The organism is Kosakonia pseudosacchari, assembly GCF_900184035.1.
Classification (GTDB): Bacteria; Pseudomonadota; Gammaproteobacteria; order Enterobacterales; family Enterobacteriaceae; genus Kosakonia; species Kosakonia pseudosacchari.
In genome coordinates this window covers 151,550-165,885 of sequence record NZ_FXWP01000019.1, presented here as the reverse complement: position 1 = coordinate 165,885, position 14,336 = coordinate 151,550, and the positions used below count along the sequence as shown (strand labels likewise).

Below are 14,336 nucleotides of genomic sequence, written 5' to 3'. Positions count from 1 at the left end.
TGACCCGATGAGTAAACCGTAAAAAAGGCGCCTGAGGCGCCTTTTTTGTTGGCTTACAAACTGCCCGCCGGGCGGCTGCTTTTGCCTGAGGACGTCAGCGTTCTTGCCGTGCGTTTGCCATCAAGACTCTCCAGACGCATCTGGAATGGTGGGAACGGCAAATCAATACCGTGTTCGCGGAAGCCCGCCAGAATCAGCTGGTGGATTTCGTGGCGTAACGGCATGCGATGCCCCATTTCCGCCGCATAAATTCGCAGCTCAAACAGTTGCAGCCCCTGCTGCAAATCGACGAGGAACACTTCCGGCGCCGGGTTATCAATCACCAGCGAACAGCGTTCAGCGGCGGTGTAAAGAATCTGCGTCACTTCTTCGCTGTTGGCGTCGGCCGGCGCCGGTACCGTCAGCACAACACGCGTGACCGAATCTGACAACGACCAGTTAATAAACTGCTCGGTGATAAACGCTTTGTTCGGCACGATGATCTCTTTGCGATCCCAGTCGCTGATGGTGGTCGCGCGGGTATTGATCCTGGTGATACTGCCGGTCAAATCGCGGATGGTCACCGTATCGCCAATGCGGATCGGCTTTTCAAACAAGATGATCAGGCCAGAGATAAAGTTGGCGAAAATCTCCTGCAAACCAAAACCGAGCCCGACACCGAGTGCTGCCACCAGCCACTGTAATTTTGACCACTCAATGCCGATCATCGAGAAGCCTACCAGCCCGCCAAACAGCATCAGCAGGTATTTGGTGATAGTGGTGATGGCATAACCCGTACCCGGCGCCAGATCCAGATGCTGTAACAGCGCCAGTTCAAGTAACGCGGGGAGGTTACGCACCAGTTGGGTAGTGATAATAAACACCAGAATGGCGATCAGCACCGCGCCGAGGGTGATGGGCTCCAGGCTTTCCACGCCTTGTACCGTTGAGGTGACATCCCACAGCGGGATATTTTCCAGAAAGCCAAACGCGGAATGGATTTCGGACCACAGCACAATCACCGACAGCAGAGCGATCAGCATCAGGATCGAACGCACCAGGCGCAGCGACTGTACGCTGATAGCATCCAGATCGACTTCCGGTTCATCCACCTCGGCAGTGCCTTCGGTACTGGTGTGATGCGGAGCCTCTTCTTCACCACGGGCGCGCTGGGCGAGGATCTCCGCGCGGCGGTGGCGGGCGCGTTCAAAGGCCAGTCGGCGGCGCTGGATCAGCATCCAGCGACGAATGATGTGATAGACAACCAGCAGCAAGAACCAGATGGCGACCGAGGTTTCCAGACGCGCCAGCAACGCCTGCGCCGTGGCCAGATAACCCACACAGGCGGCCAGAATCGCCGCCAGAGGCGCACTGAGTAACAGGTTCCACAGCAAGTGGTTGGGCATATTGTCACTGTTACCCGCTTTATCAACATACAGCGGGATCCCGGCACGCTTCAGGCTTAGCGTCACGATCGCCAGCGCCCCGCAAATCAGAATAAAACAGAGCCGCCCCAGCGACGCGGAGAACTCACGATCGTTAAGGTTATCAAACATGATCAGCGCCATGATCAGCGGCACAATAAAACCGATGCTCATCAGGTAATAACGCATTCCCCGTGCCACGCGGTTACGCGGCCAGCCGAAGTGGGCGACAAATAAGCCGGTCGGACGGGCGAACGTAGCGCAGATCATCACCACCCACAGCAGTGGCACAGTGGCGGTAACGCCATCGCCAATCGCCACTGCCAGCGGGTAGGGCCAGGCTTCCTGCAAGCCATAGCCGAGCGTTTTCCACAATACCGGCAGCGGCGACGCGACCAGAATCGACCAGAACACCGTACGCATGGTGAGCCAGAAGTGATCCTGCGTCACTTTGCCCACGCGCGCGCTGGAACGTTCCAGAAAGCGCGTAAAGTGACGGCGGGAGTAAATGCTAAAGCCCACCAGCAGCAAGGCACCAAACAGCGGGAATAGCGTCTCTTTGCTGGTGAGCATCATGGCGCTGGCTTTGCCCAACTGACTGATGGTATCGAGCGACAGCAAGCGACGCAGATCCTGCACGATCTCGATTGGCCAGGCGAAGGAGATCGGGCTGACATCCGCCGTCCAGAACAGATAGCGGTGAGTGGCTTCGTTAACTTCTTTTAGCGCGTCTTCCAGTTGGCTATTGGAAACTTTGAGCTTGGTGAGTTCAAGGATAAGCGTATCGCCGCCCTGCAATAGCGAATTCAGCAGCTCGCGCTGGGTGCGCAGTTGCGCTTCCAGAATACGGTTTTGCTCAGCCGTCAGCGGCTGGCCATCCGCCTGGCGGATTTGTCGCAACTGCGGCTGCTTATTCAGCAGATCTTCATAGCGCATGCGATGCACACGCAACTGCGCCATTTCGGTATCAAGCTGCTGCGGTTTTGGCATCTCTGGCAGACGAGCGACCTGCGCGCGTAACGCTTCACCGAGCATATTGGACGCGCCAAGCCATTGCGATTGTTCGCGCAGGGTATTCAGCGCCTGGCGAACCTGCAATGTCTGCCCGGTGGCCTGGCGCTGCTGTGAGGCCACCAGATCCATGCGCTGCGCCTGCTGGTTTAGCGCCTGCGACAACTCGCGGTTAATGCGGAACTGCTCGACAATTCCCGCCGGTAGATTGGCGCTGTTTTCGGCCAGTAATTCGGTGCTTTCCAGCGCCTGTTCCGCTTCGCGCTGGCGCTGGCTATTAAGTTGATTACGCAACGCCTGCAAATAGGCGTCGAGTTGCTGGCTCTGCTTTTGCGCCAGCTCGGAACGCATGCGCGCCAGCTCCTGGCGGTTATTCGCCGATAGCTGCGCCAGCTCCAGTTCATCGACCAGGGCTTTCAGTTTCGCGGATTCCGCCTGCGCGCCAAAGTTTTGCGCTTGAGTCAGCGGGGTAGTGCTGTTTTGCGCACCGAGGCGGCGTTCAACCTCGGTGACCTGGCGGCGCGCGTCGGTTTGCTGCTGCGGTAGCTGGCTTAGCGAATCGCTGATTTCCCGGGCGCGCTCCTGCTCCTGCTGCGCTAAACGGGTTTTCTCCAGCAACTGGCTGCTGACTTGCAGGATCTCCTGGTTTAGCGCATCGCTGCTCATGCCCGCTGGAACGGGTTTCGGTTCGTCGTGCAGGTTATCCAGCTGCGCGCGCAGCGTTCGGGAGAGTTTGGGGAAGTTATCAATGACGTCTTGATATTGCCTGGCGCGCTCGAGCGAACCTTTACGTTCTTCGAGCGCGTTTAGCGCGGCCTGGAGCACCTCGACGGTTTCCGCCTGATCCGGCGTGTTTTTCGCCGCTTTGGCTTGCTCCAGCTCCTGAGCGATTTGTCGGGCATCGGGGGCGGTTGCGGCGATAGCCCCCAGGCTGAGGCACCAGGCCATCAGAAAAACGATAATCAGGCGCACATCAGTCTCCAGAATGGTTAAGGCTTAGCTTTCGTCTTGCTTGTCGTCTACCAGCGGGCTGGCGTCATGCTCGGCTTTAATTTCCGCTTCCGGCAGCGGTGCCGGTTGTGCATCAACAGGCGCGAAAGTTTCGGTGGAAACCGCCAGCGGCTGGCCAATTTTGGTCACTGACAGGCTCTGTAACTGCTCGACCAAATTCACTTTGCCCGGCGCAAACAGGTTAATTACCGTGGAACCGAGTTTAAAGCGGCCCATCTCCTGACCTTTCAGCAACGCAACCGCACCTTCACTTTCACCAGCAGGCCAGGTCCAGCGTTTGATAATGCCTTCGCGCGGCGGCGTGATGGTGCCTGCCCATACGGTTTCGATGCTGCCGACAATCGTTGCGCCGACCAGAATTTGCGCCATCGGGCCAAACTCGGTATCAAACAGGCAGATCACGCGTTCGTTACGTGCAAACAAGTTCGGCACGTTCTGCGCCGTCAGATGGTTCACGGAGAAGAGATCGCCCGGCACGTAAATCATCTCGCGCAGGATGCCGTTGCACGGCATATGCACGCGGTGATAGTCGCGCGGCGAGAGATAGGTGGTGACAAAGCTACCGTTACGGAACAGATCCGCCATCAGATAGTTGCCCGCCAGCAGCGCTTCCAGGCTGTAATTATGCCCTTTGGCCTGCAGGATTTTGTCATTGTCGATGGTGCCAAGCTGGCTGACGACGCCGTCTGCCGGCATCACCAGTACGTTCGGATCGGTGTTGAGCGGGCGTACTTCGTCACGCAGTGGGCGGACGAAAAAGTCGTTAAAAGTACGGTAGCTGGCGGTGTCCGGCTTCTGCGCTTCTTTCATATCGACCTTGTAGTATTTCACGAACAGATCGATAACCAGTTTGGTCAACCAGCCTGCGCGTTTGCTTGCGCCCCAGCCCGCCAGGCGAGTGAGCCACAGTTTCGGCAGAATGTATTGAAGCGAAAGTTTAAATGAATTTAACAAGGTAGCCTCCAGGCTATTGTTTTTGTCGTTCCTGACCCGGCGCGCAAGCACCGGGGTCTTTGAAAATGGGGGACGATTTTAGCGACGCTTAGCGTAGTTGTCAGTCATCAGATTCAGAAAAGCTTTTACGCGTTTTTACTTGCGCCATGCTCTCAAGAATGCGGTGGTAGTTTTCAAACCGACTTTCGGCAATTTCGCCTTTCTCTACCGCCTCGCGGATGGCGCAACCTGGATCAGTATCATGCTTGCAGTCGCGGTATTTGCAATGACCAAGATAGTCATGGAATTCGACAAAACCGTTAGTGATTTGTTCCGGTTCGAGATGCCAGAGGCCAAACTCGCGAACGCCCGGTGAATCAATCACATCGCCGCCATGCGGGAAATGATAAAGCCGCGCCGCTGTCGTGGTGTGCTGGCCGAGGCCAGAGACGTCAGAAACGTCGTTGGTAAGAATTTGGTCTTCCTGAAAATCAAGCAACGCATTGAGCAGGCTCGATTTCCCCACACCGGACTGACCCGCGAAGATGCTTATGCGGTCGGTCAACGCTTCGACAAGCGGTGCCAGCCCGTCTTGCGTATGGCTTGAAACCATTAGCACCTTGTAGCCAATCCCACGATAGATATCCATCTGCTCGTTAACGAAAGCCATGCTTTCGTTATCCAGCAGATCAATTTTGTTCAGCACAATCAACGGCTCAACCTGCAGGGCTTCACACGCTACCAGATAGCGGTCGATGATATTGAGCGATAATTCCGGCAGGATGGCGGAAACCACGACGATCTGGTCGATATTTGCCGCGATCGGTTTGACGCCATCGTAAAAGTCGGGGCGCGTGAGCACCGAGGTGCGCTCATGGACCGCTTCTACGATACCTTTCACGGTGACACCTTCCGCCGCCTCTTTACCCGGACGCCACACCACGCGGTCACCGGTGACCAGCGAGCGGATAGTTCGGCGTATGTTGCAGCGATGCACTTTGCCATCGGCGGATTCCACATCGGCGTGCATGCCAAAGCGGCTGATCACCACCCCTTCGGACGGATCGCCGAACAGGTTGTCATCGTAGTCAGCTTTCTCCGCAGACGTTTTTAGTCGGCGCTGGTGGTTCGCATTGACGCGGCGCTGCTGGCCTTTGGAGAGTTTATTTTTACTCAATCGTGCTGGCTCCTGGTCGCCCCGGATGGGCAAAACGACTATGATACACGCAATTTTAGATGAATATAGTTACGCGAGAAGGGTGGAAAATAGCATGAGCGCAAATGAAAACAACCTCATTTGGATCGATCTTGAAATGACGGGGTTAGATCCCGAGCGCGATCGCATTATTGAAATCGCGACGCTGGTGACCGATGCAAACCTCAACATTCTGGCGGAAGGCCCGGTAATTGCAGTCCACCAATCCGACGCGCAATTAGCGCTGATGGATGACTGGAATGTACGCACGCACACCGGCAGTGGACTGGTGGAACGCGTGAAGGCCAGCCAACTGGATGACCGTGCGGCAGAACTAGCGACCATTGCTTTCCTGAAAGAGTGGGTACCAGCGGGGAAATCGCCGATTTGCGGTAACAGTATCGGCCAAGATCGCCGCTTTCTGTTTAAGTACATGCCGGAACTCGAAGCCTATTTCCACTATCGTTACCTTGATGTCAGCACGCTGAAAGAGCTGGCGCGCCGCTGGAAACCGGAAGTGCTGGAAGGGCTGAAAAAGCAGAACACCCATCAGGCACTGGATGATATTCGCGAATCGGTGGCGGAACTGGCTTACTATCGCGAACATTTTATTAAGCTGTAATGCGTCAGCGACGCGGAGCCGGAAATTTTTCGCTTCGGCTCTGTAAGCCACTCGTGGCGCGATTTTGCCGGAAAAATGCGCGTTTTGTCGATTAAATCGGCACTTGAACAAAAAAAGCGAAAATTTGCTTTCGGGGGCTTGCAGCAAGAAGGATTTCTCGTATAATGCGCCTCCCGTGAAGACACAGAAATGTGCAACACGGCATCACGAAATTTTAGTGAAAAGCGCAAGCAAGTTACTGAAAAATCGATGATAAGCGGGAATAGCTCAGTTGGTAGAGCACGACCTTGCCAAGGTCGGGGTCGCGAGTTCGAGTCTCGTTTCCCGCTCCAAAATTTGAAATGCACCATCCAGATTTACTGGCTTCGGCATTGACGTTGAACCCAGATAAATATGCGGGAATAGCTCAGTTGGTAGAGCACGACCTTGCCAAGGTCGGGGTCGCGAGTTCGAGTCTCGTTTCCCGCTCCAAATTTGAAATGTCGAAAGGCACGCACCATCCAGATTTACTGGTGACGGCAAGCAAGCCAAACCAGATAAGTATGCGGGAATAGCTCAGTTGGTAGAGCACGACCTTGCCAAGGTCGGGGTCGCGAGTTCGAGTCTCGTTTCCCGCTCCAAATTTTCAAATCCAATAAATTATCCACAGCGAATTTCCTCGTTGGGGACGTTTTTTATTGTCTTCGCTAAACGTTTGTGAACAGACTTATCCACAGGCGCACCTTTCATTCGCAACCCATCCATTACTTCGGTAAGTAAATGATTTGTTTTTAGTGCATTGAAAAATAGAAAGAAAATAACATTGCAAACTGTTAACGCGATCGCTTGACGATTTTGGGCGCGTTGAATCGTAATGTGTTTTTAATTTTATTCACAAGCTGTGGATGGCTCAGGCGTCGCGCGGCAGACCTTTTTCAACCACCCGCACCAGCCGTTGTTTTTTCGAGGTTTGGACTTCCACGACGCAGGCATTACGCTTCTCAATTTGCTGCGCAATCGCCCACTGTATGTGTTCGTCGAGAAGTGGGTGCTCACCAAGGCGTTTTTCGAGCGCCTGAATATTGGCGATATCCCACGGCGCATTCCCCAGCGCGACGGCAATATTCCGCAGCCAGCGCAGGTGCCCAATACGGCGTATGGCCGAACCTTCAGTGATTTTCAAAAAATACGCCTCGGTCCAGCCGAACAGTTCAATCAACGCTGGCGCGTGCAGCGCTTTACGCGGGCTGAAATCCTCTTCTTCGGTCAACTGAGAGAAACGGTTCCACGGGCAGATCAACTGACAATCGTCACAGCCGTAAATCCGGTTACCTATCAGCGCACGAAACTCTTCAGGGATAGCGCCTTCCAGCTCAATGGTGAGATAAGAAATGCAGCGCCGGGCATCGACTGTATAGGGTTCGACAATCGCGCCGGTCGGGCAGATGGTCATGCAGGCCACACAGCGACCGCAGCCTTCTTCCACCGGTTGGTCGACGGGTAGCGGTAGATCGATCAATAACTCGCCAAGGAAAAAGAACGAGCCCGCGTCGCGGCTTAAGATAAGTGAGTGCTTACCTGTCCAGCCTAGCCCGGCTTTTTCCGCCAGTGGGCGCTCAAGGATGGGCGCGGAATCGACAAAAGGTCTAAAATTCAGCGAAGCACATTGCTGCTGAATTAACTCGCCGAGCTTTTTTAACCGGTTGCGCAGCAGCTTATGGTAATCGCGGCCCAGCGCATAACGGCTGACATACCCGAGCGCCGGGTTTTTCAACGTGCTGGCGAAGGCCGCTTGCGCGGGAAGGTAGTTCATTCGCACGCTGATAACGCGCAGTGTGCCGGGGAGAAGCTCATGGGGTCGGGCGCGCATCATGCCGTGACGCGCCATCCACTCCATCTCGCCGTGATATTGTTTGTCCAGCCATGCCTGTAACGCAGGTTCGCTGGCGCTGAGATCGGTATCAGTAATACCGACCTGCTGAAAACCTAGTTCAGTGCCCCACTGTTTGATTTGTTGCGCTAAGTGATTGAGATCGAGGGGCTCTGACATGACGGACCATACAATGAAGAAAATCGCAGCAAGTATACCACACTCTGTCTGGCCTGCTGAGGACCTCAAGCGCGCTGAAAAAGAGGCGGCGGATAGCCTTGGTATTACGCTTTATGAACTGATGCAACGCGCGGGAGAAGCGGCGTTCAACATTGCGCGAGAACATTTTCCCGATGCGCGCTGCTGGCTTGTGCTTTGTGGTCACGGCAATAACGGTGGCGACGGCTATGTGGTGGCGCGTTTAGCGGCGGCGGCGGGGCTTTCCGTGACGCTGCTGGCGCTGGAAGGCAACAAACCGCTGCCGGAAGAGGCAGCGCAGGCGCGCGATGCGTGGCTCAACGCGGGCGGCGAGATCCATGCGGCTGATGTTCTGTGGCCGGAACAGGTTGATCTCATTATTGATGGGCTGCTTGGCACCGGGCTGACCAGTGCGCCGCGCGATGATGTGGCGGCGCTAATTGATCATGCCAATGCGCACCCGGCTCCTGTGCTGGCACTGGATATTCCCTCTGGCCTGAATGCGCAAACCGGCGCGGCCGCAGGTGCGGTGATGCAGGCGCGTCATACGGTGACGTTTATCGCCCTTAAACCGGGTTTGCTAACGGGCAAAGCGCGCGATGTAGTTGGTCAATTACATCACCATGCCTTAGGGCTTGACGCCTGGCTTTCTGGCCAGCAAACATCAATTTCCCGTTTTGATGCCAGCCTACTTACACAGTGGTTTACGCCACGGCGGCCCACTTCGCATAAAGGCGATTTCGGGCGGCTGGTGATTATCGGTGGCGATCACGGAACGGCAGGCGCGGTGCGCATGGCGGGAGAAGCCGCGTTGCGCACAGGAGCCGGCCTGGTGCGGGTACTCACGCGTAGTGAGAATATCGTGCCCATTATTACCGCGCGCCCGGAATTGATGGTGCACGAACTCACCGCCGAGTCGCTGGATGAGAGCCTTGCATGGGCGGATGTGGTGGTGATTGGCCCCGGTCTTGGGCAACAGGAGTGGGGTAAAAAGGCGCTACAGAAAGTGGAAAATTTTCGCAAACCGATGTTATGGGATGCGGATGCGTTGAACCTTCTGGCAATCAATCCCGATAAACGTCACAATCGCGTTCTGACGCCGCACCCCGGCGAAGCCGCTCGCCTGCTTAACTGTAGCGTGGCAGAAATTGAAAGCGACCGCTTACTTTCCGTCCGGCGTCTGGTAAAACGTTACGCAGGTATTGTCGTGCTGAAAGGGGCGGGTACGGTTATCGCGAGCGACGAAGGCGAAACGGGCATTATTGATGCCGGCAACGCCGGAATGGCAAGTGGCGGAATGGGCGATGTGCTGTCGGGCATTATCGGTTCGCTACTGGGGCAAAAATTGAGCCTGTATGACGCGGCCTGTGCCGGGTGTGTCGCACACGGCACGGCGGCGGATCGTCTGGCGGTGCAGCACGGCCAGCGAGGCATGCTGGCAACCGATCTTTTTAGCACGCTGCTGCGTGTTGTTAACCCGGATGTAATTGAAACAGAAGATGATTAATCGAGTTATTCCTTTACCTGACGAGCAATCAACACTGGATCTCGGCAAGCGTGTGGCGCAGGCCTGTGACGGCGCGACGGTGATTTATTTATATGGCGATCTTGGTGCAGGTAAAACCACCTTTAGCCGGGGATTTCTGCAAGCTTTAGGCCATAACGGTAATGTCAAAAGCCCAACGTATACATTGGTTGAACCTTACACCCTCGATAAATTAATGGTGTACCACTTCGATTTGTACCGCCTTGCGGACCCGGAGGAGCTGGAATTTATGGGGATCCGCGATTATTTTGCCAACGATGCGATTTGCCTGGTCGAGTGGCCGCAACAAGGTGCGGGTGTACTGCCTGACCCGGATGTCGAAATCCATTTAGATTACCAGGCACAGGGGCGTGAGGCGCGCATTAGCGCTGTATCCTCATCTGGCGATTCGTTACTGGCACGTATGGCCGGTTAACCGGAAGGATGACGGAATGATCTGTCGCGTGAAAAATTGGTTGGCGCTCGCGTTGTTACTGCTGTGTACGCAGGTGAGTGCGGCGAGTTTAGCGGATATTCAGGTGTCGAATGGCGATAGCCAGGCGCGTATCACTTTCAGTTTTATGGGCGATCCAGACTATTCGTTTTCTCAACAGGGCAAACGCAGCGTTGCGTTGGACATCAAGCAGACTGGCGTTATTCAGGGTCTGCCGCTGCACTTCAGTGGCAATAATCTGGTGAGAAGCATTCGTGCCGGTACCGCACAGGACAACCAGTCGATTCGGCTGGTGGTAGATCTGACGCAGAACGGTAAAACCCGCGCGGTGAAACAGCAAAGCGGTGCGGGTTACACCGTCGTCTTTACCATTGATGCCGACGTTCCTCCGCCTCCACCGCCGCCAAAAGTGGTAGTGAAACGCCCAGAAACTCCGGTGGTGATGCCGCAACAAACGGCACCGGGACGTAATCCGTTTAAAGGCGAAAACGATCGCATCACCAGCGTCACCAGCAGCAATACCATCACGCGGCCTGCGATGCAGTCGCGCGCGGTTTCTGGCGATAAAGTGGTGATTGCCATCGATGCCGGGCATGGCGGTCAGGATCCCGGCGCGATTGGCGCAGGGGGAACGCAGGAGAAAAATGTCACTATCTCCATTGCGCGGAAGCTGCGGGCATTACTGAATAGTGACCCCATGTTCAAACCGGTAATGACCCGCGATGGCGATTACTTTATTTCGGTAATGGGCCGCTCCGACGTGGCGCGTAAGCAGAATGCAAACTTTTTGGTTTCGATTCATGCCGATGCCGCGCCTAACCGCGATGCAACCGGCGCTTCGGTATGGGTGCTGTCTAATCGCCGTGCAAACAGTGAAATGGCGGGCTGGCTGGAGCAGCATGAGAAGCAGTCCGAGCTGCTTGGCGGCGCGGGCGACGTACTGGCAAATAGCCAGTCCGACCCTTATCTGAGCCAGGCGGTGCTGGATTTACAGTTCGGCCATTCCCAGCGCGTAGGCTATGATGTCGCCACCAGTATGCTCAGCCAGCTTCAGCGCATTGGTGCATTACATAAACGCCGCCCGGAGCACGCCAGCCTTGGCGTTCTGCGCTCGCCGGATATTCCGTCGGTGCTGGTCGAAACCGGTTTTATCAGTAACAGCAGCGAAGAGCGGCTACTGGGAAGCGATGCCTACCAGCAGCAAATTGCCGAAGCAATTTACGGCGGGCTGCGTAACTATTTCCTCGCACACCCGTTGCAATCCTCGCCGCAGAGCGGCGGGCAAACCGCCAGCGCGGGCTCATCTGCTAACGGGCTGCTCAACTAAGGATTTTTTTCATGCCGATACAGGTTCTACCGCCACAGCTTGCGAACCAGATCGCCGCGGGCGAAGTGGTTGAACGCCCTGCGTCGGTGGTGAAAGAGTTAGTGGAAAACAGCCTTGATGCTGGCGCTACGCGCATTGATATTGATATCGAACGCGGCGGCGCGAAGTTGATTCGCATCCGTGATAACGGTGTCGGCATCAAAAAAGAGGAGCTGGCGCTGGCGCTGGCACGTCACGCCACCAGCAAAATCGCGTCTCTGGATGACCTGGAAGCGATCATTAGCCTCGGTTTTCGCGGTGAAGCGCTGGCAAGTATCAGCTCGGTTTCCCGCTTAACGTTGACTTCCCGTACTGCCGAACAGCAAGAAGCCTGGCAGGCTTACGCCGAAGGGCGCGAGATGGCGGTTACCGTGAAACCTGCGGCCCACCCCATGGGCACGACGCTTGAAGTGTTGGATCTGTTTTACAACACGCCCGCACGACGCAAATTCATGCGCACGGAAAAAACCGAGTTCGGCCATATCGATGAAGTGATCCGCCGCATCGCGCTGGCGCGTTTTGATGTCACCATTAATCTCAATCACAACGGTAAATTGGTGCGTCAGTATCGCGCGGTTGCTGAAGGGGGGCAGAAAGAGCGCCGCCTTGGCGCGATTTGCGGTACGCCATTTTTAGAGCAGGCGCTGGCCATTGAGTGGCAGCATGGTGACTTAGCATTGCGCGGCTGGGTGGCCGATCCCAAAAGTACCTCCAGCGCTTTCGCTGAAATCCAGTATTGTTATGTGAATGGTCGCATGATGCGCGACCGGCTGATTAACCACGCTATTCGCCAGGCCTGTGAAGATAAACTGGGCGCGGATCAGCAGCCTGCGTTTGTGCTTTATCTGGAAATCGATCCGCATCAAGTGGATGTGAATGTCCATCCGGCAAAACATGAGGTGCGCTTTCATCAGTCGCGGCTGGTACATGATTTTATCTACCAGGGCGTGTTGAGTGTGCTGCAACAGCAGATGGAAACACCGTTACCGCTTTCTGAAGAACCCGCGCCAAGAGCGCTGCCGGAAAACCGGGTCGCGGCAGGGCGTAACCAGTTTGCTGAACCGTTGGACGCTCGCGAGCCGCAAGCGTCGCGTGTTTCCCCCCCTTCTTCCGGGGGAGCGCGTAGCAGTACCACCGCTCAGCCATGGCCTAACGCTCAGCCGGGTTATCAGAAACAGCAGGGGGCGCTTTATCGGCAATTGCTGGAAACACCAGTTGTCGAACGTAAACATGAAAATGCGGAGCCTGTTGCTCCGTCACTGGACGGGCACAGCCAGAGTTTTGGTCGCGTATTAACGCTTATTGCGCCGCATTTCGCGCTACTTGAGCGTGACGGAAAGTTAGCATTGCTGGCGCTGCCGGTGGCTGAACGCTGGCTGCGCCATGCGCAACTGTCGCCAGACCATGCGCCTGCCTGCGGTCAGCCGTTATTGATTCCGGTGCGTTTAAAAATCTCTGCGCAAGAGAGCGCAGTATTGAAGCGTGCGCAGGCAGTGCTGGCGGAAATGGGTATCGAATTTGTGCCAGATGGACAGCACGTGACCATTCGCGCAGTGCCTTTACCCTTGCGCCAACAAAATTTACAAATCTTGATTCCCGCTCTGATAGGCTACCTGGCGCAGCAGACAAGCATTGATGCGGTGAATATTTCTCACTGGCTGGCGCGCCAGCTGGCGAGTGAACATCCACAATGGAGTGTGGCGCAGGCGATAACCCTGCTTGCCGACGTTGAACGGCTTTGTCCGCATCTGGTGAAGACCCCACCGGATGGTTTATTACAACCTGTTGATTTGCAAAAGGCGATGAACGCCCTGAAAAATGAGTGAAGTGAGTAAGGCTGGCCTGCCGAAGGCTATTTTTTTGATGGGGCCTACGGCCTCCGGCAAAACCGCATTAGCCATTGAGCTTCGTAAAGTTTTGCCAGTAGAGTTGATAAGCGTAGATTCAGCCCTTATTTATCGGGGAATGGATATCGGTACCGCCAAGCCAAGTGCGGAAGAATTGCAAGCTGCGCCGCACCGGTTGTTGGATATTCTCGATCCGGCGGTAGCTTATTCCGCCGCTGATTTCCGCCGCGATGCGCTGGTGGAGATGAAAGAGATAACCGAGGCAGGGCGTATTCCTCTGCTGGTGGGCGGTACGATGCTCTACTTTAAGGCGCTGCTGGAAGGGTTATCGCCTCTTCCGTCGGCAGACGCGCAAGTGCGAGCAGACATTGAAAAACAGGCGGCAGAGCGTGGATGGGAAGCGTTGCATCAGCAGTTGCGGGAGATTGATCCCGTTGCCGCAGCGCGGATTCATCCAAATGATCCGCAAAGGCTTTCCCGGGCACTGGAAGTTTTTTTCATTTCGGGTAAAACTTTAACGGATCTGACGCAAACGTCAGGAGACGCTCTGCCTTACCAGGTGCATCAGTTCGCCATCGCCCCGGCGAGCCGTGAACTGCTCCATCAACGAATCGAGCAGCGTTTTCATCAGATGTTGGCTTCAGGTTTTGAAGCAGAAGTGCGGGCGCTTTTTGCTCGTGGTGATTTGCATACGGATATGCCTTCCATTCGTTGTGTGGGATACCGCCAGATGTGGTCATACATTGAAGGCGAAATTTCATACGATGAAATGGTTTATCGAGGTATTTGCGCGACGAGGCAGTTAGCCAAGCGGCAGATAACCTGGTTACGGGGCTGGGATGGCGTTCACTGGTTAGAGAGTGAAAAGCCAGAAAAGTCTTACCGTGACGTGCTGCAGGTTGTTAGTGCTATCGCAGGGTGA

Annotated in this window: 10 protein-coding genes and 3 tRNA genes; 9 read left to right on the top strand and 4 right to left on the bottom strand. The window is 55.5% G+C overall.

The genetic code is table 11. The features are described 5' to 3' along the window. Positions 1–53: 53 nt before the first annotated feature. From mscM to rsgA, 3 genes are all read right to left on the bottom strand, one after another. Positions 54–3,386, bottom strand: coding sequence for a miniconductance mechanosensitive channel MscM (gene mscM / locus BN2591_RS16330; protein ID WP_086873001.1), 3,333 nt, complete (start codon positions 3,384–3,386; stop codon positions 54–56). Between the two features lie 24 nt (positions 3,387–3,410). Next, the gene (gene asd, locus BN2591_RS16325) at positions 3,411–4,379 is read right to left on the bottom strand and encodes an archaetidylserine decarboxylase (protein WP_086873000.1); all 969 of its coding nucleotides are present in this window, start codon (positions 4,377–4,379) and stop codon (positions 3,411–3,413) included. Positions 4,380–4,479: 100 nt separating this feature from the next. Continuing rightward, entirely contained in the window at positions 4,480–5,535 is a 1,056-nt protein-coding gene (rsgA, locus tag BN2591_RS16320) for a small ribosomal subunit biogenesis GTPase RsgA (RefSeq protein WP_208616147.1), read from the bottom strand. 94 nt (positions 5,536–5,629) lie between these two features. Between rsgA and orn the strand changes: the two genes are divergently transcribed. The 4 genes from orn (at position 5,630) to BN2591_RS16300 (ending at position 6,795) form a co-directional block, all read left to right on the top strand. Continuing rightward, positions 5,630–6,175, top strand: a complete 546-nt coding sequence (gene orn, locus BN2591_RS16315; protein ID WP_086872999.1) for an oligoribonuclease — start codon at positions 5,630–5,632, stop codon at positions 6,173–6,175. A 256-nt stretch (positions 6,176–6,431) separates the two neighbouring features. Next, positions 6,432–6,507 (top strand) — tRNA-Gly (locus BN2591_RS16310). Positions 6,508–6,570: 63 nt separating this feature from the next. After that, positions 6,571–6,646, top strand: a tRNA-Gly gene (locus BN2591_RS16305). A 73-nt stretch (positions 6,647–6,719) separates the two neighbouring features. Beyond that, a tRNA-Gly gene (locus tag BN2591_RS16300) sits at positions 6,720–6,795 on the top strand. A 269-nt stretch (positions 6,796–7,064) separates the two neighbouring features. Here the strand turns inward: BN2591_RS16300 and queG are convergent. Beyond that, positions 7,065–8,204 (bottom strand): tRNA epoxyqueuosine(34) reductase QueG, encoded by a 1,140-nt coding sequence (gene queG, locus BN2591_RS16295; RefSeq protein ID WP_086872998.1) that lies wholly within the window; start codon positions 8,202–8,204, stop codon positions 7,065–7,067. Between queG and nnr the strand changes: the two genes are divergently transcribed. The 5 genes from nnr to miaA are packed head-to-tail and all read left to right on the top strand — an operon-like array spanning position 8,203 to position 14,336. Continuing rightward, on the top strand, positions 8,203–9,729 hold the full coding sequence (gene nnr / locus BN2591_RS16290; RefSeq protein ID WP_086872997.1) for a bifunctional ADP-dependent NAD(P)H-hydrate dehydratase/NAD(P)H-hydrate epimerase: 1,527 nt from the start codon (positions 8,203–8,205) through the stop codon (positions 9,727–9,729). The two genes, queG and nnr, sit on opposite strands and share 2 nt — an antisense overlap. Next, positions 9,722–10,183 (top strand): tRNA (adenosine(37)-N6)-threonylcarbamoyltransferase complex ATPase subunit type 1 TsaE, encoded by a 462-nt coding sequence (gene tsaE / locus BN2591_RS16285; RefSeq protein WP_017459175.1) that lies wholly within the window; start codon positions 9,722–9,724, stop codon positions 10,181–10,183. The genes nnr and tsaE overlap by 8 nt, the downstream gene beginning before the upstream one ends. Before the next feature lie 16 nt (positions 10,184–10,199). Then, positions 10,200–11,528 carry an N-acetylmuramoyl-L-alanine amidase AmiB gene (gene amiB, locus BN2591_RS16280; RefSeq protein ID WP_086872996.1) on the top strand — a complete coding sequence of 443 codons (1,329 nt, stop codon included), beginning with the start codon at positions 10,200–10,202 and terminating at the stop codon, positions 11,526–11,528. Positions 11,529–11,539: 11 nt separating this feature from the next. After that, on the top strand, positions 11,540–13,393 hold the full coding sequence (gene mutL, locus BN2591_RS16275) for a DNA mismatch repair endonuclease MutL (protein ID WP_086872995.1): 1,854 nt from the start codon (positions 11,540–11,542) through the stop codon (positions 13,391–13,393). Further along, positions 13,386–14,336 (top strand): tRNA (adenosine(37)-N6)-dimethylallyltransferase MiaA, encoded by a 951-nt coding sequence (miaA, locus tag BN2591_RS16270; protein WP_086872994.1) that lies wholly within the window; start codon positions 13,386–13,388, stop codon positions 14,334–14,336. The genes mutL and miaA overlap by 8 nt, the downstream gene beginning before the upstream one ends.